Annotated in this window: 20 protein-coding genes and 2 pseudogenes; 20 read left to right on the top strand and 2 right to left on the bottom strand. The window is 71.2% G+C overall.

Annotated features, from left to right (window positions below):
* The first annotated feature begins 95 nt into the window (after positions 1–95).
* From ACIBJH_RS44975 to ACIBJH_RS44950, 6 genes are all read left to right on the top strand, one after another.
* Positions 96–176, top strand: coding sequence for a PhnA domain-containing protein (locus tag ACIBJH_RS44975; protein WP_399122851.1), 81 nt, complete (start codon positions 96–98; stop codon positions 174–176).
* Positions 177–336: 160 nt separating this feature from the next.
* On the top strand, positions 337–678 hold the full coding sequence (locus ACIBJH_RS44970) for an ArsR/SmtB family transcription factor (RefSeq protein ID WP_399122779.1): 342 nt from the start codon (positions 337–339) through the stop codon (positions 676–678).
* On the top strand, positions 675–2,408 hold the full coding sequence (locus tag ACIBJH_RS44965; protein ID WP_399122778.1) for a SulP family inorganic anion transporter: 1,734 nt from the start codon (positions 675–677) through the stop codon (positions 2,406–2,408). The genes ACIBJH_RS44970 and ACIBJH_RS44965 overlap by 4 nt, the downstream gene beginning before the upstream one ends.
* Positions 2,405–2,815, top strand: a complete 411-nt coding sequence (locus ACIBJH_RS44960; RefSeq protein ID WP_399122777.1) for a pyridoxamine 5'-phosphate oxidase family protein — start codon at positions 2,405–2,407, stop codon at positions 2,813–2,815. Before ACIBJH_RS44965 ends, ACIBJH_RS44960 begins: the two co-directional genes overlap by 4 nt.
* Entirely contained in the window at positions 2,815–3,240 is a 426-nt protein-coding gene (locus tag ACIBJH_RS44955; protein ID WP_399122776.1) for an ATP-binding protein, read from the top strand. Before ACIBJH_RS44960 ends, ACIBJH_RS44955 begins: the two co-directional genes overlap by 1 nt.
* A gap of 49 nt (positions 3,241–3,289) precedes the next feature.
* Positions 3,290–3,703: an anti-sigma factor antagonist gene (locus ACIBJH_RS44950; protein ID WP_399122775.1), complete on the top strand. Its 414-nt coding sequence runs from the start codon at positions 3,290–3,292 to the stop codon at positions 3,701–3,703.
* A 103-nt stretch (positions 3,704–3,806) separates the two neighbouring features.
* Here ACIBJH_RS44950 and ACIBJH_RS44945 read toward each other — a convergent pair.
* Positions 3,807–3,974, bottom strand: a pseudogene (locus ACIBJH_RS44945) (hypothetical protein); the annotation flags it as partial.
* A gap of 319 nt (positions 3,975–4,293) precedes the next feature.
* Entirely contained in the window at positions 4,294–4,482 is a 189-nt protein-coding gene (locus ACIBJH_RS44940) for a hypothetical protein (protein ID WP_399122774.1), read from the bottom strand.
* Positions 4,483–4,490: 8 nt separating this feature from the next.
* Between ACIBJH_RS44940 and ACIBJH_RS44935 the strand changes: the two genes are divergently transcribed.
* The 14 genes and pseudogenes from ACIBJH_RS44935 (at position 4,491) to ACIBJH_RS44870 (ending at position 22,353) form a co-directional block, all read left to right on the top strand.
* A complete protein-coding gene (locus ACIBJH_RS44935) occupies positions 4,491–4,679 on the top strand; it encodes a response regulator transcription factor (RefSeq protein ID WP_399122772.1) in 189 nt (62 codons plus the stop codon).
* Positions 4,676–5,731 (top strand): sensor histidine kinase, encoded by a 1,056-nt coding sequence (locus tag ACIBJH_RS44930; RefSeq protein WP_399122771.1) that lies wholly within the window; start codon positions 4,676–4,678, stop codon positions 5,729–5,731. The genes ACIBJH_RS44935 and ACIBJH_RS44930 overlap by 4 nt, the downstream gene beginning before the upstream one ends.
* Before the next feature lie 897 nt (positions 5,732–6,628).
* Positions 6,629–9,445: a SpoIIE family protein phosphatase gene (locus ACIBJH_RS44925; protein ID WP_399122770.1), complete on the top strand. Its 2,817-nt coding sequence runs from the start codon at positions 6,629–6,631 to the stop codon at positions 9,443–9,445.
* Positions 9,446–9,760: 315 nt separating this feature from the next.
* A complete protein-coding gene (locus ACIBJH_RS44920; protein ID WP_399122769.1) occupies positions 9,761–10,885 on the top strand; it encodes a sugar ABC transporter substrate-binding protein in 1,125 nt (374 codons plus the stop codon).
* Entirely contained in the window at positions 10,882–11,664 is a 783-nt protein-coding gene (locus tag ACIBJH_RS44915; RefSeq protein WP_399122768.1) for an ATP-binding cassette domain-containing protein, read from the top strand. Before ACIBJH_RS44920 ends, ACIBJH_RS44915 begins: the two co-directional genes overlap by 4 nt.
* Positions 11,661–12,911, top strand: coding sequence for a sugar ABC transporter permease (locus ACIBJH_RS44910; protein ID WP_399122767.1), 1,251 nt, complete (start codon positions 11,661–11,663; stop codon positions 12,909–12,911). Before ACIBJH_RS44915 ends, ACIBJH_RS44910 begins: the two co-directional genes overlap by 4 nt.
* Positions 12,912–12,951: 40 nt before the next feature.
* Positions 12,952–14,016, top strand: a pseudogene (locus tag ACIBJH_RS44905) (LacI family DNA-binding transcriptional regulator); the annotation flags it as partial.
* Positions 14,017–14,066: 50 nt separating this feature from the next.
* A complete protein-coding gene (locus ACIBJH_RS44900) occupies positions 14,067–15,071 on the top strand; it encodes a sugar phosphate isomerase/epimerase family protein (RefSeq protein WP_399122766.1) in 1,005 nt (334 codons plus the stop codon).
* A gap of 43 nt (positions 15,072–15,114) precedes the next feature.
* Entirely contained in the window at positions 15,115–16,548 is a 1,434-nt protein-coding gene (locus tag ACIBJH_RS44895; RefSeq protein ID WP_399122764.1) for an aldehyde dehydrogenase family protein, read from the top strand.
* A 51-nt stretch (positions 16,549–16,599) separates the two neighbouring features.
* The gene (iolD, locus tag ACIBJH_RS44890) at positions 16,600–18,567 is read left to right on the top strand and encodes a 3D-(3,5/4)-trihydroxycyclohexane-1,2-dione acylhydrolase (decyclizing) (RefSeq protein ID WP_399122763.1); all 1,968 of its coding nucleotides are present in this window, start codon (positions 16,600–16,602) and stop codon (positions 18,565–18,567) included.
* Entirely contained in the window at positions 18,564–19,343 is a 780-nt protein-coding gene (locus ACIBJH_RS44885; RefSeq protein WP_399122762.1) for an HpcH/HpaI aldolase/citrate lyase family protein, read from the top strand. Before iolD ends, ACIBJH_RS44885 begins: the two co-directional genes overlap by 4 nt.
* A 25-nt stretch (positions 19,344–19,368) precedes the next feature.
* Positions 19,369–20,628 (top strand): Gfo/Idh/MocA family protein, encoded by a 1,260-nt coding sequence (locus tag ACIBJH_RS44880; protein WP_399122761.1) that lies wholly within the window; start codon positions 19,369–19,371, stop codon positions 20,626–20,628.
* Positions 20,621–21,580 carry an NAD(P)-dependent oxidoreductase gene (locus ACIBJH_RS44875; protein ID WP_399122760.1) on the top strand — a complete coding sequence of 320 codons (960 nt, stop codon included), beginning with the start codon at positions 20,621–20,623 and terminating at the stop codon, positions 21,578–21,580. Before ACIBJH_RS44880 ends, ACIBJH_RS44875 begins: the two co-directional genes overlap by 8 nt.
* A complete protein-coding gene (locus ACIBJH_RS44870; RefSeq protein WP_399122759.1) occupies positions 21,577–22,353 on the top strand; it encodes an SDR family oxidoreductase in 777 nt (258 codons plus the stop codon). The genes ACIBJH_RS44875 and ACIBJH_RS44870 overlap by 4 nt, the downstream gene beginning before the upstream one ends.
* Positions 22,354–22,458 lie beyond the last annotated feature (105 nt).

The following is a 22,458-nucleotide window of genomic DNA, read 5'->3' as shown; positions in this document are numbered from 1 at the left end:
ACCCCGGCTCCACGAATCCCTCGCCCGTCTCAGGGCCGAGCGCGCGGCTGCTCCCCAAATCGACGCGCCCTGCAGCGGCGGTGTTCCAGCGGTGACTGAGGAGGTCGCCCATCGACTGCAGGATCGACGGTTTCGGGGCGATGCAGCTCAAGTCGAGCGTGGTCAAGAAGGGCTGACCCACCCCCCACTCGCCGGGGCGATCCGGCAGTAGTCGGATGCTGAATTGCAAAATTTAGCAATTGGCTAGATGCTTTGTTGGCTGAGTCTGCATGTAGCCGCAGTCGCAGCCTTCACTTGCCTCCCGGGTGGGGGCGCTGTCGGGGAAGCCGAGGGGTCGTGTCCGTTCCGCTGTATCAGGCCAAGGCCGAGTTCTTCCGGATGCTGGGACATCCCGTACGGATACGGGTGCTGGAGCTGCTGCAGGACGGGCCGATGCCCGTGCGGGATCTGCTGGCCGCGATCGAGGTGGAGCCCGCCGGCCTGTCGCAGCAGCTGGCGGTGTTGCGCCGTTCCGGGATCGTCACCTCGACGCGGGAGGGGGCCACGGTCGTCTACGAGCTGGCCGGCGGGGACGTCGCCGACCTCATGGGGGCCGCGCGCCGGATCCTGACCGAGATGCTCTCCGGGCGAAAGGAACTGCTCACCGAGCTGCGGGAAGCCGAGGCCGTCGCGCGATGATCATCGCCTTCACCCGGATCCGGGGCAGGATCGCGGCGCTGCTGCCCGGCCGTACGGACCTGGCGGAGGCACGCCGCGACCCGCGCCGCGATCTCCTGGCAGGTCTCACGGTGGCGGTCGTGGCGTTGCCGCTCGCGCTCGGTTTCGGTGTCTCCTCCGGGCTGGGCGCCGAGGCCGGATTGGCGACCGCGGTCGTCGCCGGTGCGCTGGCGGCGGTGTTCGGCGGTTCGAATCTGCAGGTGTCCGGGCCGACGGGCGCGATGACCGTGGTGCTGGTGCCGATCGTCGCCGCGCACGGACCGTCCGGGGTACTCATGGTGGGGCTGATGGCGGGCGTGATGCTCGTAGGGCTCGCCCTGCTGAGGGCCGGGAAGTACATGCAGTACGTGCCCGCTCCGGTTGTGGAGGGCTTCACCCTCGGCATCGCCTGCGTGATCGGTCTGCAACAGGTCCCCAACGCCCTGGGGGTGCCCAAGCCGGAGGGCGAGCGTGTACTCGTGGTGACCTGGCGCGCGCTGGAGGATTTCGCGAAGGAACCGAACTGGACCTCCATCGCCTTCGCGGCGGCGGTTGCCGCCGTGATGCTGATCGGTGCCCGCCTGCGACCCACCGTCCCGTTCTCCATCCTCGCGGTGATCGTGGCCACCGTCGTGGCCCAGGCGGCACGCCTGGACGCCGTGACGCCGATCGGCGACCTGCCGTCCGGCCTGCCCTCACCCTCCCTCGCCTTCCTCGACCTCGGTGCGCTGGGCTCCCTGCTCGCCCCGGCTGTCGCGGTGGCGGCCCTCGCCGCGCTGGAATCGCTGCTGTCGGCATCGGTCGCCGACGGCATGACGGTGGGTCAGAGACACGATCCGGACCGGGAGTTGTTCGGGCAGGGCCTGGCCAACCTCGCCGCTCCGCTGTTCGGCGGGGTGCCGGCGACGGGCGCGATCGCGCGCACGGCGGTCAACGTCCGTACCGGGGCAGGGACCCGGCTGGCCGCGCTCACCCACGCCGCGGTCCTCGCGGTGATCGTCTTCGCGGCGGCGCCCCTGGTCTCCAGGATCCCGCTCGCCGCGTTGGCCGGGGTGCTGCTGGCCACCGCGATCCGCATGGTGGAGGTGGGCTCGCTGCGTGCGATGGCGAAGGCCACCCGCTCCGATGCGCTGATCCTTGTCCTGACCGCGGTCGCGACGCTCGTGCTCGACCTCGTGTACGCCGTGATCATCGGCCTGGTGGCCGCAGGCGCGCTCGCTCTGCGTGCGGTGGCCATGCAGGCCCGCCTGGACCAGGTCCCGCTCGACCGTGGCGACCACAGCGCCGAGGAGCACGCGCTGCTGGGCGAGCACATCGTGGCGTACCGCATCGACGGGCCGCTGTTCTTCGCCGCCGCCCACCGCTTCCTCCTCGAACTGGCCGAGGTCGCCGACGTACGGGTCGTCATCCTGCGTATGTCCCGCGTGACCACCATCGACGCCACCGGTGCCCTCGTCCTCAAGGACGTGGTGGACAAGCTGAACCGGCGCGGCATCGTCGTCATGACCTCCGGAATACGTCCTGGCCAGCGCCAGGTCCTGGAATCCGTGGGCGCGCTGGAAGTGCTGCGCCTGGAGGAACGCGAGTACACCACCACACCCGAGGCGATCCGGGGCGCCCGCAGCCACCTGGAGCGCGCGGGAGTCATGCCGCCGCTCCCCGCCCGGACGCGGCGGCCCGTCAACGAGGACTCAGGGGAAACCGTCGGATGAGTACTGCGCCCGCACCGCTGCGCATGGTCGAGGTCTCCGGCACGGAGGCCCTGTGGCTGCTGGAGGGCAGCGAGCTGGGGCGGCTGGTGTACCCGCAGCGGGGCCTGACCGTCATCCGGCCCGGCCGGCACACCTGGGAGTACGGGCGCCTGGTGGTGCGCGCTCCGGTGCAGGCGGCGGCGGTTCCGCTGACGGCGACGTACCAGGTGGACGAGGTACGTGCCGCGACCGGCACCGGCTGGACGGTGACGGTGGCCGGGCCCGCGGAGGTGATCACCGATCCGAACGAGGCCGCGCATTACCGCCGTACGCTCACCGGCTGGACGTACGGCCCCCATGACACGATCGTCCGCCTGCATCCCCAGACCGTTTCCGGCTTCCGGCTGGCCCGCGGGACGGCGAGTTGATGGCCACGCGTCTCGAAGCCCTGCCCCACCGGCATGTCCTCACCCTGCCCACCGAGCCGTCCGCCGTCCGGCTGTCCCGGCAGACCGCCGAGCGCGCGCTGACCGAGTGGGGGATCAGCCTGCGCCACCCCACGGTCGACCCGGCCCTGCTGATACTCGGCGAGCTGGTCACCAACAGCGTCCGGCACGCCGCCGTGCTCTCACCACAGATGACGGTGATCTATGCGGCGGGCGCGGACTGTCTGGCCTTCGCCGTGCACGACCGCCACCCTCACCAGCCTGCCCTCCATGGCGCGGTCGTCGGCACCGGGGCGGGCGGCCTGGCCACTGTCATGGAGCTCACCCTCGGCCTGGGCGGCACCGCGGTGGTCCGGGGCGACGCCGACGACAGGGGCAAGAGCATCTGGATCACCCTGCCTCTCTGAACCCGTATCCACGAACCGGCAGGCCGACCGCGCAAGGGAGTTGACGACCATGACCATCGAGTGGCGCTACACCGTCGAGCAGGATCTCGGCATCCTCCATGTCACCGGATACCTCGGCCCGGACGCCGTCCACCGCTTCGCGGGTGCCGTCGGCTGGGTGGTCGGGCGCGGCAGCGGTCCGGTCGTCGTCGATCTGACCGGACTGCGCGGATGGTCGGCCGAGGGGCAGCTGGCGATCACCGAGGCCGCGCGCCGTCTGGCCGCCGTGGGCCGCGGCCTGGAACTGGCCGCGATCCCCGCCGACGGATCCCTTGTCCCCGACGGGGATGGCCCGCCCATTCCCGTCCACGCCGACCGGGCCGGTGCGCTCGCCGCACACAGCACCCGGCACGGTGAGCCGGTGAAGGGCCGCCACGAGTGGCGCACGACAGGGTGGCCGACGGGAGACGACGCGGGCGCGTGAGCCCGGCGGGTTCAGCCGGGTACGGAGGCGCCGTCGCCGTCCCGCACGGGACGATGGCGGAGAGGTCCTCCTCCGTGGCGACGGCCACGTCCTCGGCGAAGCCGGCAGCGGTCGGTTCCCGGCCGGACGCACCGGTCGCGACCGCGCGCGAGATCGGCAGTGCCCTCGTGTAGGCCACTTTCGCGGCGGCTGCCTCAGGGGAGAGCGGTCCCGCGCCCTGGTGATGCAGGTCGGAGACGAGGGCGCCGGCGCAGAGCAGGTCTTCCAGCACGGGACGCGGGCTGCCGACTGCGGTGATGTTGCGCAGCCAGGCGGCGACCACCCGTACCTGAGGCGGTGCGGCTGTCGCGATGGCCGCACCGGGCGTGCGACGAAGGGAGCGCGGCGCAGGTGGGCCGGGGAGAGAGACCAGGGGCTGTCGGCCGTGACCGCACGGCGGGCCACAGCCGGCCGAGCGCCCGACTGTTGTGCGTAGACGGCGGCTGCCTTCTGCGCCGCGGCCCCCACTCGAAGCGGATCCCGCTCCTGGACCGGCCCTCCCGGTCACGCACGACACATGCCCCTTCGTCGGGCCGCGTGCCGGGTGTGGGTCAGCGGCCGTCGTCGCTGTCCGGCGTGGACGCGGTGGTCCGGCCGCCGAAGGACAGCCGCATCATGTGGGCGTTCCCGCACCGGGGGCAGGAGCCCTCCGCGCCGATGGCGGTGGGGCGGCACTTGAGGCGGCAGGCGGGGCACTTGTACCAGGCGACGCCCGCGCCGCGCAGCGGAGTGATTCTCACGCATCTCTTTGACAGCGCGCGAGCTTCAGGTCCTCTCGCTGCTCGCCCTGGGCCACACCAACCAGGAGGTCGCGCGGCGTCTCTACGTTTCCGTCCGGACGGTGGAGACCCACCGCGCCAGGGTTCGGGACAAGCTCGGGACCGAGACGCGGGCGGAACTCATCGCCGCCGCTCGCGAGCGCGGGCTGCTGGGATGAACGGCGCGCTGCGCGCCAAAGCAGGCCCGATCATGGAGGCGACCGGTGCCGCGCTGCTCGTCGTCGCCTTCGCGGTCGAGGTCCTCCAGCAGCAGCCTGGCTGGGTGATGCGCTTCTCGCTCGGCGCCGCCGTCGTCCTCATCGTCGCGGCGGCACTGAGCAACGCCGTACGGAGGGCATGGCTGGCGGCGTTGTGCGGACTCGCGCTCATACTCTCCGTGTCACAGCTGGTTCGCATGACCAACATGACCAAGGAGCCACTCTTCAACGGCTTGAACATCGTGCCGCTGCTGCTGATCGGCTGCGCCTTCATGCTGGGCCGCAGTGCGGTAGCGCGCCGCAGGAGTCTCGCCCGGGAGCGGGCTCAGGCCCGCAGTGACGGCGAAGAACGAGAACGTCGGCGCTGGGCCCGCGAGTTGCACGATGAGACCCTTCAAGAGCTGGCCGCTGTTCAGATCGTTCTGTCGGCAGCATCCGGCACGGGACAGTCCGCTGTCATGAACGAGGCCATTGACCAGGCCCGGAGCTTGATCGCGAACCAGATCACCTCCTTGCGCCACCTGATCCTGGAAATGCGGCCTTTCGCTCTTGACCAGCTCGGACTCGCGCCCGCCCTGGAGACGCTGTGCCGACGTACCGAGGAAACCTTCGACCTGAACGTCGGACTGCGCCTCGGAGCGGAGTGGCGCGGGATTGAGGACGAACTGTCGCCGGAGGCCCAGGCCCACGTCTACCGCATCGTGCAGGAAGCGGTGAACAACGCGGTCAAGCACGCTCAGGCAGACCGGCTTCTCGTGGAACTCGACAGCGACGACCATGCGATCAGCGTGGCGATCAGGGACAACGGCCGCGGGATGGACCAGCAACCGTCAGCATCGGTCAACCGGTCGGCGCTCCGCACGGTGGTCTCCACAGGCACGGGGCTGTCGGCCATGCGTGAGCGAGGCCACCTGCTGGACGGACACCTCAGTGTTGGTTCCACGCCAGGCGAGGGCACCTGCGTCACCCTGCTGATACCCCGCCGTGCCAAGCGGATTCGTTACAGAACGTGATGAGCGTTTGCTGCAGTCCACCCCCTGGCTCGCATCAGTGCTGAAGTGCGCATCGCGCATCAGCGGGAGTTCGCGTTGCAGGGTGGGGCGGGCACGGTAAGCGCCTCGTTGTGGCCGCTGTCCGTGAACGGTCTCTTGCTTCTTGGCCACGGTCGGCCTGTTGAAGGCTTCCTGGGCCGACACTTGCCGGGCCCGAGGCGCTGTGTGGTCCGCGTTCTTTCTCGGTATCGCGGTCTCTCTGGCCGCGAACACTGCGGCAGCCCCGACTTTGTCGCTGGGTGGCCGTCCAGGAAGCCTGGACGATGCCGCCCCGCTCGCCGCCGCCAACCCGTCGCAGATCGTCATGGTCACCGGCGCTCCAGTTCACCGGGGGAGACGCCCTCGTCCACGGCATGGATCCGGGCCATGGACTCGCCTGGGCCGGCGTACCGCGTCTCCTGGCCCGGACGGGCGACCGCCATCGCCTCGGCCGTCCACAGGTCTTGATACTCCGCCTGGCGAGACGGGACAACATCGCCGAGGGGCGTGCGCCATCACGGGCAACTCGGCCGCCGCACGGTGCGACGCATCCTTAGCCACTAGTTCCGCAGCCGCTGGTTCCGCGCATTCGACTTCCTCTTCCTTGATCTGACGAGAACGAAGACGAGGGGGCCAGGAGGGCGTACATCACCGCCTCACAAGAGGGTGCGACCGGCGTCCGGCAGGGCGACAACGCTGCCGCGCCCATGCCCGTCGATGCGGGAGAAGCCTCGGTTGTCGGTGGTCATGGTGGGTCGGAACCCGCGTCGGCGCCTCACTGCACGCCGAGGGGATTGACACCGCAGTAGATTGAAATGTGGTGTTGTGTCCCAGCGGGGGGCGTGGCATCGAGACGGCCCGCACGGCCGGCCTAGGGAAGTGATTCCGGTGACCGATGATTGGGGTGACCCGGACCTGGTCACGGCGCGGGCCCGGGAGAGGTTGCTGTCCGGTGACGTCGTCCTGGGAGGCCCGCGCGGTGCCATCCTCAGCTCGTGGCAGCGGTGTCGGTCACTGGCCATCAATCCCGACCGATGGGCCCCGCCCTACGAGGCCGATCTCGACCTGGACGCCCCGTTGGTCCGCGCGGCCGGGCCGATGCTCGACTGGCTGCAGTCCCGGATCACCGGCACCCGGGCCCGTGTGTCACTCGCGGACAGCCAGGGGAGGAAGCTGCTGCGCCGCGTGGGGGAGGCGTCCCTGGCCGGCCGTCTCGACGCCGTCTCCGACGCCCCGGGCTTCTGCTTCGCCGAACACGCGGTCGGCACCAACGCCATCGGCCTGGCACTGGTCGAACGGCGTCCCTGTCACGTCCTGGGCGCGGAGCACTTCACCGAGCACACCCAGCGCGATGCCTGCGTGAGCGTGCCGATCCGCAACCCGCTCGACGGGCACCTGGAAGGGGTCATCGACTTCGCGTGCGACGTAGCCGATGTCACCCCTGAGGCCGAGTACCTCATGTACGAGGCGGGCCACGCGATCGAACTGCGGATCCTGGAGCAGGCGAGCGAGCGCGAACGCGCCCTGCTGCGGACGTACGTGGCGGCCGAACGGCGCGTGCACGCACTGGCCCACTCCGCGGGAACGCCGGTGGCCCCTGACGCGCTGTCCGGCGGCCGGGGCGCGCACGAAACTCCGCCGATCCTGCGGGAGAGGGCCGCCGAACTCGTCGGTGCGGGGCGTCGGGCCGCCGTAGAGGTGCCGCTGGGACACGGTCTGACCGCCACGCTGCTGTGCAGGCCGCTGGTGACTCCTTCCGGGGTGGCGGGGTTCGCCGTGGAGGCCCTCTTTCCGGATGGGCCGCTCCAGCACGTCACGCCGAGTGTGCCGGACACCGTCGAGGTGCCGCAGCCAGGGGGTCCGCAGCGTGCGAGCGCCGACACCCCTCCGGCACCGCGACCGAACCGTCCGGACCCGGCGTCGTACCCGATGGCCGGTACACCCGACGGCACTGGGCCCGCCGTTCCCCGCCGCGCCACGGGCGTACAGCTGATCAGCGTGGGAGAACAGGGAATCGGCCGTCTCGCGGTCGCGTCGCGGCGGCGTCTCAGGCTGTTGATCGAGGCCGCCGCGCACATCGGCACCACCCTCGACGTGACCCGTACCGCGGAGGAACTCGTCCGGGCGGCCGTGCCCGAACTCGCCGACCTGGCGATGGTGGACCTGGCGGAGCCCGTCCTGCGCGGGGAGGAACCGGGCAGCGCGATCGCAGCGGGCACCATGCTGCGTCGTACCGCGCTGCACGGGTTCCACGAGGGACTCTCGCTGTACCCGGTGGGTCATGTGGCCGGCTTCCTGGCCACCACCCCGCAGGCGCGCTGTCTGGCCGCCGGCCGAGCCGTACTGGAGGCCGACCTGCGCGCCGCTCCGGGCTGGAAGGCGCAGGATCCCGAACGCGTCGAGCGGATCCTCGCGCAGGGGATCCACTCGCTGATCACCGTCCCCCTGATCGCCCGTGGCGTCACCCTGGGCGTGGCCAGCTTCTACCGCCGGACGCAGCCGGAACCGTACGAGGAGGACGACGCGGCCCTGGCCTCGGAGCTCGCCACCCGGGCCGCGCTGTGCCTCGACAACGCCCGCCGCTACACCCGCGAACGCGCCACCGCGCTCACCTTGCAGCGCAGCCTCCTGCCCCGGGAGCTTCCCGAGCAGACCGCGGTCGAGGTCGCCCACCGCTATCTGCCCGCCCAGGCAGACGTGGGCGGCGACTGGTTCGACGTCATACCGCTGTCCGGGGCCCGCGTCGCGCTCGTCGTCGGTGACGTCGTCGGGCACGGCCTGCACGCCGCGGTCACCATGGGGCGGCTGCGTACCGCCGTGCACAGCTTCGCCACGCTCGACCTCGCCCCGGACGAACTCCTCGCCCGTCTCGACGACCTCGTCATCGACTTCGACCGGAGCCGGACCGGCGGACCGGACGACGCCGAGATCATCGGCGCCACCTGCCTGTACGCCGTCTACGACCCGGTCTCGCAGTCCTGCACGCTGGCCCGCGCGGCCCATCCGCCGCCCGTCGTGGTGCACCCCGACGGCACGGTGGAGACTCCCGACCTGCCCGCCGGCCCGCCCCTCGGCCTGGGCGGCCTGCCCTTCGAAACGGGCGAGTTGCATCTGCCCGAGGGCAGTCAGCTCGTGCTCTACAGTGACGGGCTCATCGAGGACCGCGACCGGGACATCGACGACAGTCTCGACCTTCTGCACCGGGCGCTGGCCCATCCCGACCGGACCCCGGAACAGACGTGCCGGGCCGTCCTGGACGCTCTCCCCACCCCGCACAGCAGTGACGACGTCACCCTGCTCGTCGCCAGGACCCGCGCGCTTCCGCCCGCGGACATCGCGTGCTGGGACGTGCCGGACGATCCCGCCGCCGTCTCCGACATCCGCGCCGCCGCCCTGCGTCAGCTCTCCGAGTGGGGACTCGACGAAGCCGCCTTCACCACCGAACTCGTCCTGAGCGAGCTGGTCTCCAACGCCATCCGGCATGCCAAAGGACCCATCCAGGTACGGCTCCTCCGCGACCGCACCCTGATCTGCGAGGTCTCCGACGGCAGCAGCACCGCACCCCACCTGCGCCATGCCGCCGACACCGACGAGGGCGGGCGCGGTCTGTTCCTGGTCGCCCAGCTCGCCGACCGTTGGGGCACCCGCTACACCGCGCACGGCAAGGTCATCTGGGCCTCGCAGCCCCTCGACTGAGACGCCTGAGACGTCTGAGGCATCTGACACGACTGAATACGGCCGACGCGGCTGACATATGCGTGCTCACGGCAGTTGTCCGAATCGAAACATGCGCGGGACGGCTTTTTCGGTGACGGCGGCCGACGGCGCTACTCATCGGTAAACGGCGACAACCTGCGCTTCTTCCACCTGCCCCGCGTCGCCGTGTCTCGTCGTTGTGCAAACGATATCTCGGCGCCCGCATCTTCTTTGGCTCAAAGTATTGACCCGCCAGAAACCTCGGTGCAAAGGTTTGCGCACTCTGAGGGCCGGATTCACGAAGGAGTGTCATCCATGCGCCGTTTGCCCTGTTCACGAAGAATCGCCGTACGCCTGGCCGCCCTGCCGGCGGCGGCCCTTCTGGTCGCCGCCTGCGGCTCCAGTGGGGGCAGCGGGAGCGCGAGTGGCGGCAAGACCGTCTACATGCTGCTGCCCAACACCACGACCGTGCGCTTCACCACTCAGGACGGCCCCGACTTCAAGGCCGCCATGAAGAAGGCCATGCCGGACGCCAAGGTCGTCATCCAGAACGCCGAGAACGACCCGCAGAAGCAGGTCCAGCAGGTCGAGACCGCCATCTCGGGCGGCGCGTCCGCGATCGTGCTGGTCGCCGCCGACCCCTACATAGCCGGCGGCGCGCTCCAGAAGGCGTCCGTCGCCAAGGTCCCCGTGCTGCTCTACGACCACGACGCCCGTGGTGGTCCGGCGGCGGCACAGGTCGTGTTCAACTCGCTGTCGGTCGGCCAGAACCAGGGCCAGGACGCCGCCAAGCTGCTCGCCGGCGGCACCACCGCCAAGCCCAAGGTCATCGCCCGCATCTACGGCAACCAGGGCGACTACGGCACGACCCAGTACAAGAAGGGCCAGGACCAGTACATCCAGCCGCTGGTGAAGGCCGGCAAGGTCAAGGTCGCCTGCGAGACCTACACGCCCAACTGGGACCCGGCCAAGGCGCAGTCCGAGATGGAGCAGTGCCTGACCAAGACCGGCAACAAGATCGACGCCGTGGTCGTGATGAACGACGGCACCGCCGGTGGCGCCATCGCCGCGCTCAAGGCCCAGTCGCTGACCGGCAAGGTGCCTGTGATCGGCGGTCAGGACGCCGACCTGCAGGCCGTCCAGTACATCCTGCTCGGCTACCAGTACAGCACCGTCTACAAGCCGTTCAAGCTGCAGGCTTCCAAGGCCGCCGAACTGACGGTCCAGCTGCTCAAGAACGGCAAGATCGCCAAGAGCGACATCTCCGGTTACGTGGACAACGGCTTCATGAAGCCCGGCGTCCCGGCGGTCTTCCTGCCCGTCCAGGACCTGCACGCCGACACGGTCTCCACGCTCGTCAAGGACGGCGTGTGGACCTGGAAGCAGATCTGCACGGGTGCCACCGCGGCGACGGACACCTGCAAGAAGGAAATGGGATGAGCAAGGAAACGGCCGCCGTGACCACGGCGGCCCCGCTCCTCGAACTCCGCCAGGTGGTCAAGCTCTTCGGCGGGGTGCACGCCCTGGAGGGCATCGATCTCACCGTCCGCCCGGCCGAGATCGTGGCCGTGGTCGGCGACAACGGAGCGGGCAAGTCCACCCTGATGAAGATCATCTCCGGGCTGCAGCCCGCCGACGGGGGCGAGATCCGTTTCGACGGCAAGCCGGTCGAACTGCGCCGCCCGGTCGACTCCACCGCGCTCGGCATCGAGACCGTCTACCAGGACCTCGCGCTCTGCGACAACCTCGACACCGTCCAGAACCTCTTCCTCGGCCGGGAGGAGACCAGCTCCTTCCTGCGCGGCGCGCGACTGCGCCGCGCGGACATGGAGCACCGGGCGCAGGAGACCATCCGCCGCCTGGGCGCGAAGATCCCCTCCCTGCGCACTCCGGTCGGCCGTCTCTCCGGCGGCCAGCGGCAGTCCATCGCCGTCTGCCGCTCCACCCTCTCCAACCCGCGGCTCGTGCTGATGGACGAACCGACGGCGGCGCTCGGCGTCGAGCAGAGCACCGGCGTACTCGACCTGATCCGCCGGCTGCGCACCGAGCACGGCTGCGCGATCGTGCTGATCTCGCACGCCCTGCGCGACGTCCTGGAGGTCGCCGACCGCATCGTCGTCCTGCGCCTGGGCAACAAGGTCGCCGAGTTCGACAACAGCGACCGCACCACCAGCTCGGACCAGCTCGTCGCCGCCATCACAGGAATCTCGGCCCCATGACCACATCGAACCAGTCGCCCGCGGCCGTCGCCGCCACGTCCTCCCCGCCGCCCGTCGCGCGCGTCGAAGGCCGCCAGTCCCGCCGCCGGCAGATGCTCGACGCCATCGCCGGACGGTACCGATTCGTCCCCGTCATCCTCATGCTGGCCGTGATCTGGGCCTTCTTCACCGCCCAGGACAGCGCGTTCATGGGCAACCGCAACATCACCAACCTGCTGGTGCAGATCGTCGTCACGGCGACGATCGCCCTGGGCATCGTCTTCGTCCTGCTGCTCGCCGAGATCGATCTCTCGGTCGCCGCCAACAGCGGCGCGGCGGCGGCACTCACCGCGATCCTCGTGGTCAACCACTCCTGGCCCGCCTGGCTCGGCCTGCTGGCCGGGATCGCGGCCGGGGCGGTGATCGGCCTGATCCAGGGAGCCGTGGTCACCCAGTTCGGGGTGCCGTCGTTCGTCGTCACGCTGGGCGCCCAGCTCATGCTGCTCGGCGCGATCCTGGTGCTGCTGCCCGGCGGCACCGGACAGGTCAGCCTTTTCGGCACCGGCATCGCCACCCTGTCCAGCACCTATCTGCCACCCGCCCTGGGGTGGGCGCTCACGGCCGCGGGCATCGTCGCGTTCGTCCTGCTGCGCCTGCTCGCCCTGGGCGAGTCCCGGCGCCGGGGCATCGACATGAGCCTGGTCCGCGAGGTCGTCGCCCCCGGCATCCTCGTCGGCGCCGCAAGTGTGACGGCCGTGGCGGTGCTCAACAGCTATCTCGGTGTGCCTCTGCCCGTGGTGATCCTCTTCGCGCTGCTCATCGTGTTCAGCTACATCACCACGCAGACCCGCTTCGGCCTGCACCTCTACGCCGTCGGCGCCAACCCGGACGCCGCCCGCCGGGCCGGCATCCCGGTGGCCCGCGCCAAGATGATCGCCTTCAGCCTGGCAGGTGGACTGGCCGCGCTCGGCGGCATCCTCGCCGCCTCACGGCTGCTCGGGGTGTCGGCCTCCTCCGGTACCGGAACGGTTCTGCTGGAGTCCATCGCGGCGGCCGTGATCGGCGGAACGAGTCTCTTCGGCGGGCGCGGCAGCGTCTGGGACGCCCTGCTCGGCGCCCTGGTGATCGGCTCCATCTCCAACGGCCTCGACCTGATCGGTGCGGAGACGGTGGTCAAGTACGTCGCCGAGGGATCCATCCTCGTCCTCGCGGCGACTGTGGATTCGATCCTCACCCGTGGCAGTGTCTTCGCCCGAGCGACCAAGTAGCGCGGGTCCGCCGCCGAGACCGCCCTCGTAAGGAGCCCCGATGCCTTCCAGCCAGGACCAGACCCCCGGTCCGGTCGACCCCTCCCGCCGACGCCGTCCCACCCTGACGGACGTCGCCGCGATGGCCGGAGTGTCCGTGTCCACGGTCAGCCGGGCTCTGGACGGCAACCCCCGCATCCCGGGGGAGACCCGGCAGAAGGTCGTCGAGGCGGCGACCGCGCTGGGCTTCAGGCGCAACATCTCGGCGCGGTCCCTGCGCACCCAGTCCTCCATGCTCGTCGGCGTCGTCGTCCCCGACATCGCCATCGCCTTCTACGCCACGGTCCTCAAAGCCGCCCAGAACGTGCTGGAGGCCGCCGGCTACCAGGTCGTCGTCATGAACACCGAGCGCGACGCCCAGCACGAGACCGTCGCCCTGCGCACCCTCCAGGACCGCCAGGTCGACGGACTGCTGGTCGCCACCAGCGGCGGCTACGTCCCGGACCGGGGACCCGTCGTGTTCTTCGACCACGTCATCCCGGACACGGGCCTCGGCTACGTCAGCCCGGACAACGCCGGCGGCATGACCACCCTCGTGGAACACCTCGCCACCGTCCACGGCCACACCAGGATCGCCTTCCTGGGCGTCCCGCCCGGCCCCACCGCCCGCACCCAGCGGATGGAGCACGCCCCCGCCACCGAACGCCTGGAGGCCTTCCGCCACGTCATGGGCGCACGGCGGCTGCCGGTGCCCCCGGAGTACCTGGTCTACGGCGACCACGAGTGGACCGAGGCCAGCGCGCAACAGGCGGTGGCCCAACTGATGCGGGTGGCCGAGCCGCCGACCGCGATCATCGCGGCGGGCGACACCCTCGCCCTCGGCGCGCTCCGTCAACTCCGGGCCGACCAGTACAAGGTCGGCACGGACATCGCCCTGGTCTCCTTCGACGACCCGGTCTCCAGCGACCTGCTCGACCCGCCGATGACCGCCCTGCGCCGGCACGACCGCGAACTCGGCGAGATCAGCGCGCGCATGCTGCTGGACGCTCTCGAAGGCCGCAAGTCCGGCGTCGCGCCCAAGACCGAGCACCCCACCGAGACCCGGGTGCCACTCGACCTGATCGTCCGGCGCAGCTGCGGCTGCGCACCGGAAACGCCTGAATCGGAGCCTCCACCATGAGCCGACGCCCCGTCACGCTCTTCACCGGCCAGTGGGCCGACATGCCGATCGAGGAACTCGCCGAGAAGGCAGGCAAGTGGGGCTACGACGGCCTCGAACTCGCCTGCTGGGGCGACCACTTCAACGTCCGCCAAGCCGTCACCGACCCCGGGTACGTGAAACGGCAGCGCGCACTCCTGGAGCGCCACGACCTCAACGTCTGGGCCATCTCCAACCACCTGACCGGCCAGGCCGTCTGCGACGTCCCCCTCGACCACCGCCACCGTGACGTACTGCCGCCCCACGTCTGGGGCGACGGCGAACCCGAGGGGGTACGCGCCCGGGCCGCCGCCGAGATGGCCGACACCGCCCGGGCCGCCGCCGCCCTCGGCGTCACCCGGGTCAACGGCTTCACCGGCTCCAGCATCTGGTACATGCTGGCCGGCTTCCCGCCCGTCTCGGCGGAGACCATCGACGCGGGCTACGACGACTTCGTGGAGCGCTGGACCCCGATCCTGGACGTCTTCCAGGCCGAGGGCGTCGTCTTCGGCCTGGAGATCCACCCCGCGGAGATCGCCTACGACTACTGGACCACCGAACGCACCCTCGACGCCATGAAGCACCCGGCGTTCGGCATCAACTTCGACCCCAGCCATCTGCACTGGCAGCAGGTCGACCCGGTCGCCTTCCTGGAGGGCCACGGCGACCGCGTGACCCACGTCCACTGCAAGGACGCCACCCGCCGCCTCAACGGCCGCAACGGCATCATCGCCTCCCACCTCCCCTTCGGAGACCCCCGGCGCGGCTGGGACTTCCGCACCGTCGGACGCGGCGGCATCGACTGGGAGGAGATCATGCGCGCGCTCAACCGCCTCGGCTACGACGGCCCGCTCTCCGTCGAGTGGGAGGACGTCGGCCTCGACCGGGAGACCGCCGCGCCCGAGGCGCTGCGTTTCGTCCGCTCGGTCGCCGCGGAGGCCTCCGACCGGCAGTTCGACGCCGCGTTCAGCACCAACCGCTGAGCCCTCACCTCCCGTAAGTAACCCCTGTGGATTGGTAGTTGTCATGGTGGACATGCTGATCGGCGGTACCTGGACGCCCGCGCTCTCGGGCGTGGCCGAGGAAGTGACCTCGCCGTTCGACGGCGCGGCCGTGGGGACCGTACCCGTGGCCGGAGTGAAGGATGTGGAGGCCGCGCTCGCGGCGGCCGAGGCCGGCGCGGCCGTCTGGCGCGCGACCCCCGCCCACGAGCGGATGCGGATTCTGTTCCGCGCGGCCGTGCTCGCCGACCGGCGAGCGGCGGAGACGGCGCGGCTGATCAGCGCCGAGACCGGAAAGACGATCACCGAGGCGACCGGCGAGGCGGGCCGCTCCGGCGACATCATCCGGCTGGCCGCGTTCGAGGGCGCCCATCTCTACGGCGACACCCTGCCGTTGGACGCCAACCGGGGCACCGGCCACGACAAGATCGGGTTCACCGTCCGCCAGCCCTGCGGAGTGGTCGTCGCCATCACCCCGTTCAACTACCCCGCCCTGCTGGTACTTCACAAGCTCGCCCCCGCGCTCGCCGCCGGCAACGCGGTCGTACTCAAGCCCGCCCGTACGACACCGCTGACCGCGCTCGCGCTCGCCGCGTGCTTCGTCGAGGCGGGCCTGCCGGAGGGCGTGCTCTCCGTGCTGACCGGACCGGGCGGGGAACTCGGCGACGCGCTGGTCTCGGACCCCCGGGTGCGCAAGGTCTCCTTCACCGGCTCGACCAGGACCGGCGAACACATCACCCGCGTCGCCGGCGTGAAGAAGCTCTCGCTGGAACTGGGCGCGTCCTGCCCGGTGGTGATACTCCCGGACGCCGACATCGAAGCCGCGGCGAGCGCCGTCGCCCTCGGCGGCTACATCAACGCGGGCCAGGTCTGCATCTCCGTACAACGCGTCATCACCCACCCCGCGATCAGCGGCGACTTCCTGGACGCGCTGGTGCCCAAGGTCGAGGCCATCCGCACCGGCGACCCCGCCTCGGCGGACACCGGTATCGGCACGCTGATCACCCGGCAGGAGGCGGAACGCGTCCACGCCTCCATCGCCGACGCGGTCTCCGGCGGCGCCCGGCTGCTGACCGGCGGGGAACGGGACGGCGCCGTCGTCACACCCGCGGTGGTCGCGGACGTGGCACCCGGATCGCCGTTCAGCCAGGACGAGTTGTTCGGCCCCGCCGTCGCCGTCAGCACCGCCGAGGACTGGCAGTCGGCCATCGCCCAGGCCAACGGCACCGCGTACGGACTCGGCGCGGGCATCTTCACCAGCGACGTCAGCGGCGCCGTCCGCGCCATCCGGGAGATCGACGCCGGCACCGTGCACATCAACTGGACCCCCCTGTGGCGCGCCGACCTCATGCCTTACGGCGGGCTCAAGGGCAGCGGCATCGGCAAGGAGGGCCCGCGCGCCGCGGTCGAGGAGATGACCGAGGCCAAGACCGTGATCCTGCACGGCCGCCCCTGGTGAACAACCCCGGTCCGTGCCCCTCGTACAGCGTTGTACGGAAGGAAATCCCCTGTGAGTGTGTCCCGATCCGAGCCCACCACCCGACTGACCGTGGCCCAGGCCGTCGTCTCCTATCTCTCCCACCAGTACAGCGACGCCGACGGTGAACGGCGGCGGCTGATCCCGGCCACCTGCGGCATCTTCGGCCACGGCAACGTCGCGGGACTCGGCCAGGCGCTCGACCAGTTCTCCGACCGGATGCCGTTCGTCCAGGGTCGCAACGAACAGGCCCTCGTGCACCTGGCCACCGGCTTCGCCAAGCACGCCCGGCGCCACGCCACCCTCGCCGTCACCGCCTCGATCGGGCCGGGCGCGCTGAACATGGTCACCGGCGCGGGCCTGGCCACCGTCAACCGGCTGCCGGTCCTGCTGCTCCCCGGCGACAGCTACGCGACGCGTCGTCAGGGCCCGGTGCTCCAGCAACTCCAGCACCCCATCGAGGCCGACACCTCGGTCAACGACGCCTTCCGGCCCGTCTCGCGCTTCTTCGACCGCATCACCCGGCCCGAGCAACTGCTCACGGCCCTTCCGGCGGCGATGCGGGCGCTCACCGACCCCGCCCAGACCGGCGCCGTGGTCCTCTCCCTGCCGCAGGACGTGCAGTCGCACGCGTACGACTTCCCGACCGCACTCTTCCGCGACACGGTCTGGCGGATCCGCCGCCCGGCCGCCGATCCGGACGAGGTGACCCAGGTCGCCTCGCTGCTCGCCGAGGCCCGGCGACCGCTGATCATCGCGGGCGGAGGCGTCAACTACTCAGGCGCCACAGCGGAGTTGGAGCGGCTGGCCGACCTGGCGGGCGTCCCGGTCGTCGAGACCTTCGGCGGCAAGGGCGCGGTGCAGCAGCGTACTTGGTGGCAGCTCGGCGGCATCGGACTCGAAGGCACGCCCGCCGTCAACGAGTTGGCGCGGGAAGCCGACTTCGTGCTCACCGTGGGCTCCCGGCTGACCGACTTCGCCACCGCTTCCCACTCGCTCTTCCAGGACCCGGACGTCCGCTTCGCCAGCATCAACCTGGACGTCCAGGACGCGGGCCGGCTGGGCGCCGTAGGCATCGTGGCCGACGCCAAGCGGGCCCTGGCCGCCCTCGCCGACGAGGTCGAGGCCCGGCGGATCGCCGCTCCCGCCGACTGGCGGCAGCGGGTCGAAGCCGCGCACGCCCGGTGGGTCCCGGTCCGTGCCCGGGCCATCGACCCGGGCGTCCCCTTCGACAAGTCCGCGGTGCCGGCCGACTCCGACGTGGTCACCGACACGGACGCGGTACTGACCCAGGGCCAGCTCATCGGGGTGCTCCAGGAGCACGCCCGGCCCGGCGACACCGTCATCGCCGCCGCCGGAGGACCGCCCGGCGACCTGCAGAAGGTCTGGGACGCCACCGAAGGACGCCACTGCCATCTCGAATTCGGCTTCTCCTGCATGGGCTACGAGTTGCCCGCCGCGATCGGGGTCCGGCTCGCCGAACCCCGGCCGGAGGCCCGTGTCACCGCGTTCATCGGTGACGGCACCTTCCTGATGGCTCCCACCGAACTTGTCACCGCCGCCCAGGAACGCGCCGCGGTCACGATCGTCATCGCCGAGAATCACGGCTACCAGGTCATCCACCGCCTCCAAATGGGCCGCAACGGCGCCGAGTTCGGCAACGAGTTCCGCTACCGCACCAGCGCCCTGGACCTCACCGACGGCAAGCCCGCCCGGCTGGAGAGCGACTACCTCGACGTCGACCTGGTGAGCGTCGCGGCCGGGCTCGGTGCCCGCGCTCTCCGGGCCACCACCGCCGACGAGTTCACGGAGGCCCTCGACTCCACCCGGGACCACCAGGGCCCGGTGGTCATCGTCGTCCCTGTCATCCCACATGCCGATCTGCCCGGCGCGGGCGTCTGGTGGGACGTGGCCCCCGCAGAGGTCGCCGAACAGCCGACCGTGGCCGCACTGCGCGCCGAGTACGAGGCCGGGCTCGCCGAGCAGAGGTGGTTCGGATGATCCCCTCGCCGCTGGACCACGGCCGTCTGCGGCGCCGACTGGCCACCGGGGAACCGACCGTGGGCACGTTCGTCGGCGCCGCCGCCCCCGTCGTGGGAGAGGTCTGCGCCGCCGCGGGAGTCGACTGGCTGCTGCTCGATCTGGAGCACGGCGCGGGCGGCGAGGAGCAGGCGCGCGCGCTCGTGCCGGCCGCCGCCGCGTACGGGGTGCCGACCGTCGTCCGCGTCGAGTCCGCGGCCCGCATCCGCGTCGGGCGGGTGCTCGACCTGGGCGCGGCCGGTGTGATGCTGCCCCGGCTGGACAGCGCGGACGAAGTCGTCGCCGCGCTGCGGCACTTGCGCTATCCGCCGACCGGCGACCGGGGTGTGGCCACCTACAACCGGGCCTGCCGCTTCGGTCTCGACCCCGGGGCGCTGGACCGCGAGGAGGACCGGCCCCTCGGTGTGGTGCAGATCGAGTCGGCCGCCGCACTGGACGACGTCGACAAGATCGCCGCACTGGACGGCGCCGACGTGCTCTTCGTCGGCCCCCGCGACCTCAGCCACGACCTCGGTGTCCCCGGACAGTTCAACTCGCCTGTCTACACAGCCGCGTTGGACAAGGTCCGCGCCGCCGCAGCAGCACACGGCAAGGCAAGCGGCCTGCTGGTGAACGACGGCGCCGGGGCGGCGGCCCGGATCGCCGAAGGCTGGACCTTCGTCGCCATCGGCTCCGACTCCACCCTGCTCGCCGCAGCCGTCACCGCCCACCTCAAGCAGGCACGCACCGCGTCCTGATCCCGCACAACCCTGGAGCACAACCATGACCAACGGCAACGAATCCGACGGCTCCGAGGACGCGGCAACGCTCGGTGTGGGCCTGATCAGCGTGGGCTGGATGGGCAAGCTGCACACCCGCGCCTACCAGGCCATCCCCGTCGTCTATCCCGAACTCGGACTGCGGCCAAGACTCGTGCACGCCGCCGACACCGCACCCGACCGTGCCGCCTACGCCCGAGACGTGCTCGGCTACGCCAGAGCCTCCGCCGACTACCGCGAGGTCCTCGCCGACCCAGAGGTCGACGTGGTCTCCATCTGCGGGCCCAACCACGTGCACCGCGAGATCGCCGTCGCCGCCGCCGAGGCGGGCAAGCCGTTCTGGATCGAGAAGCCGGTCGGACGCAGTGTCGCCGAGACCGCCGCGGTCGCCGCCGCCGCCCACGCGGCAGGCGTCGAGACCTCCGTCGGCTACAACTACCGCGGCGCACCGGCCGTCGAGCGCATCCGCGAACTGGTCGCGGACGGCACGCTCGGCCGGATCACCAACGTCCGCTCCGTCTTCTACTGCGGCTACGCGGCCGAGCCCAAGGGCGCGCTCTCCTGGCGCTTCCGCCGCGAGTTCGCCGGCAGCGGCGCACTCGGCGACCTGCTCAGCCATGTCGTCGACCTCGTCCAGTACGTCGTCGGACCGATCCGCGAGGCCAGTTCGCTGCTCTCCACCGTGTACACCGAGCGGCCCGTCCTGCCCATGGGCTCCGGCACGCACTTCGCCGTCATCGAGGACGGAGAGATGGCACCGGTCGAGAACGACGACCACGTCTCCGCCCTGGTCCGCTTCGCCGACGGCCCGCACACCACCGGCGCGGTCGGCACCCTGGAGGCGTCCCGCGTCATCGTCGGCCCGCAGTGCGGACTCGCCATCGAGGTCTACGGCACCGACGGCTCCGCCTCCTGGAACTTCGAGCGGCTCAACGAGCTGCAACTGTGCCTCGGGCGCGGCGGCCCCAACGTCGGCTACACCACGGTCCTCGCCAACGCCTCCATGGGCGACTACGCGCGCTTCCAGCCCGGACCGGCCAACAGCATGGGATTCGACGACCTCAAGGTGATCGAGGCCAAGAAGTTCCTCACCGCGCTGGCCGGCGGCGAACAGCGCAACGCGACCATCTACGACGCCCACCAGGACGCCGAGGTCCTCGCCGCCGTCGCCGCCTCGGCCGAGGACGGACGCTGGCACCCCGTCAGCACCGTCCCCGACGCCGCCTACGGGCGCACACCGCACGTCGAGGCGAGCCATGCCTGATCCCACCGTCGTCGCCCTCGGCAGCGTCGACCCCGCGCTGGTGCAGGGCCCGCTGTCGGGACAGGCCGCCTTCGTGCCCCGCCCGGGGCCGGACGACCTGGCCGCGGCGGTCGGCGCGATCGTCCGTGCCGACGCCGTGGTCGACCGTGACGCACTGGACCGGATGCCCAACTGCCGTGTCCTGGCCCGCACCGGCGTCGGCGTCGACCTGGTGGACGTGGCCGAGGCGACCGCGCGCGGCATCGCCGTGGTCATCACCCCCGACAGCGGCTCCCAGGCCGTCGCCGAGGGCGTCCTGGGCATGGCACTGCACCTGGTCAAACGCTTCGGACCGTTGAACCGCCTGGTGCGGGAGGGCCAGTGGGCACGGCGCACGGAGATCCCGGTCGGCGACCTGTCCGGCGCGCTCATCGGGATCATCGGCTACGGCCGCATCGGGCGCCGGGTCGGCGTACTCGCCGAGGCCTTCGGGATGCGGGTGCTGGCCCACGACCCGTTCGCCACGCCCCCGGACGCGGTCAACTGCCCCGATCTGACCGAACTCGTCGCGCACAGCGACGTCATCACCCTGCACCTGCCGCTCTCGGACGCCACCCGCCGGCTGGTGGACCACCGGTTCCTCGCGGCGGTCAAACCGGGGGCCGTGCTGCTGAACTGCGGTCGCGGCGGACTGGTCGACCTCGACGCCGTACAGGACGCGCTCCTCACCGGCCGCCTCTCAGGCGTCGCCCTGGACGTCTACGACCCCGAACCGCCCGCCCACCACCCGCTCTTCGACCACCCCGACGTACTGCTCACCCCCCACCTGATGGGCATGAGCATCCGCGCCGAGGCCGCGACCTACGCCGACGCGGCCCGAGGCGTCGCCGACGTACTGGCCGGACGCCGACCGGCCGCGCTCGCCAACCCCGAGTGGATGCCCGCCAGTTGTTCCAAGGAGAGATCGAGATGACACTGCTGGACGACAAGGTCGTGCTCGTCAGCGGGGGCAGCCAGGGAGTCGGCGGCGCCGTCGCCCGAGCCGCGGCCCGAGCGGGCGCGTCGGTGCTCCTCACCGGTCGCCGGACCGAGCCCGGCGAGGCACTGGCCGCCGAACTCACCGCCCTGGGAGCCCAAGCCGCCTTCGTCAGGGCCGACGTCGCCGACGTGGAGCAGGCCAGGGCCTCGGTGGCCGCCGCCGTCGCCCGGTTCGGCCGGGTCGACTGCCTGGTCAACTCCGCGGGCCTGACCTCACGCGGTTCGCTGCTGGACACCACGCCGGAGCTGTTCGACGCGCACATCGCCGTCAACCTGCGCGCACCGTTCTTCCTGATGCAGGGCGCCGTCGCCGACATGCTCTCCCGGCACGCCCACGGGACGATCGTCAACATCATCTCCACCTCGGCGCACTGCGGCCAGTCCTTCCTGACGCCGTACTCGACCGCCAAGGCCGCCCTGGCCGGACTCACCCGCAACGCCGCGCACGCCCACCGCTTCGACCGCATCCGCATCAACGGGCTCAACATCGGGTGGACGGACACCGAGGGCGAGGACGCCACCCAGCGCGTCTTCCACGGCGCCGGCGACGACTGGAGGGAACAGGCCGGGAAGAACCTGCCCATGGGCCGCCTGGGCCGGGCGGACGAGATCGCCGACTTCGTCGTGTTCCTCCTCTCGGAGCGCAGCGGAGTGGTCACCGGGTCCGTCATCGACTGGGACCAGAACGTCATCGGCGCCATCGACTGAACCTGGACGGCGTCATCGCCGCCACCCCTCTCTCCGCGAGCACTGCCCCGTCCGCGTGGTGGAAGTGCACCGGTGACGGTCGGAGGTCGTGGAGGAATCAGCTCC

The sequence above is a fragment of the Streptomyces sp. NPDC050548 genome (assembly GCF_044457385.1).
GTDB lineage: Bacteria > Actinomycetota > Actinomycetes > Streptomycetales > Streptomycetaceae > Streptomyces.
Note: the sequence above shows the minus strand (reverse complement) of the source record. Positions and strands in the feature narration are given on the sequence as shown.

What these genes read in the sequence shown, in the direction of transcription:
- ACIBJH_RS44880 (WP_399122761.1), top strand. Translation starts at nt 19,369, where the DNA reads ATGACCAACGGCAACGAATCCGACGGCTCCGAGGACGCGGCAACGCTC.
- ACIBJH_RS44930 (WP_399122771.1), top strand. Translation starts at nt 4,676, where the DNA reads ATGAACGGCGCGCTGCGCGCCAAAGCAGGCCCGATCATGGAGGCGACC.
- ACIBJH_RS44920 (WP_399122769.1), top strand. Translation starts at nt 9,761, where the DNA reads ATGCGCCGTTTGCCCTGTTCACGAAGAATCGCCGTACGCCTGGCCGCC.
- ACIBJH_RS44950 (WP_399122775.1), top strand. Translation starts at nt 3,290, where the DNA reads ATGACCATCGAGTGGCGCTACACCGTCGAGCAGGATCTCGGCATCCTC.
- ACIBJH_RS44965 (WP_399122778.1), top strand. Translation starts at nt 675, where the DNA reads ATGATCATCGCCTTCACCCGGATCCGGGGCAGGATCGCGGCGCTGCTG.
- ACIBJH_RS44915 (WP_399122768.1), top strand. Translation starts at nt 10,882, where the DNA reads ATGAGCAAGGAAACGGCCGCCGTGACCACGGCGGCCCCGCTCCTCGAA.
- ACIBJH_RS44885 (WP_399122762.1), top strand. Translation starts at nt 18,564, where the DNA reads ATGATCCCCTCGCCGCTGGACCACGGCCGTCTGCGGCGCCGACTGGCC.
- ACIBJH_RS44900 (WP_399122766.1), top strand. Translation starts at nt 14,067, where the DNA reads ATGAGCCGACGCCCCGTCACGCTCTTCACCGGCCAGTGGGCCGACATG.
- ACIBJH_RS44910 (WP_399122767.1), top strand. Translation starts at nt 11,661, where the DNA reads ATGACCACATCGAACCAGTCGCCCGCGGCCGTCGCCGCCACGTCCTCC.
- ACIBJH_RS44960 (WP_399122777.1), top strand. Translation starts at nt 2,405, where the DNA reads ATGAGTACTGCGCCCGCACCGCTGCGCATGGTCGAGGTCTCCGGCACG.
- ACIBJH_RS44895 (WP_399122764.1), top strand. Translation starts at nt 15,115, where the DNA reads ATGGTGGACATGCTGATCGGCGGTACCTGGACGCCCGCGCTCTCGGGC.
- ACIBJH_RS44875 (WP_399122760.1), top strand. Translation starts at nt 20,621, where the DNA reads ATGCCTGATCCCACCGTCGTCGCCCTCGGCAGCGTCGACCCCGCGCTG.
- ACIBJH_RS44955 (WP_399122776.1), top strand. Translation starts at nt 2,815, where the DNA reads ATGGCCACGCGTCTCGAAGCCCTGCCCCACCGGCATGTCCTCACCCTG.
- ACIBJH_RS44870 (WP_399122759.1), top strand. Translation starts at nt 21,577, where the DNA reads ATGACACTGCTGGACGACAAGGTCGTGCTCGTCAGCGGGGGCAGCCAG.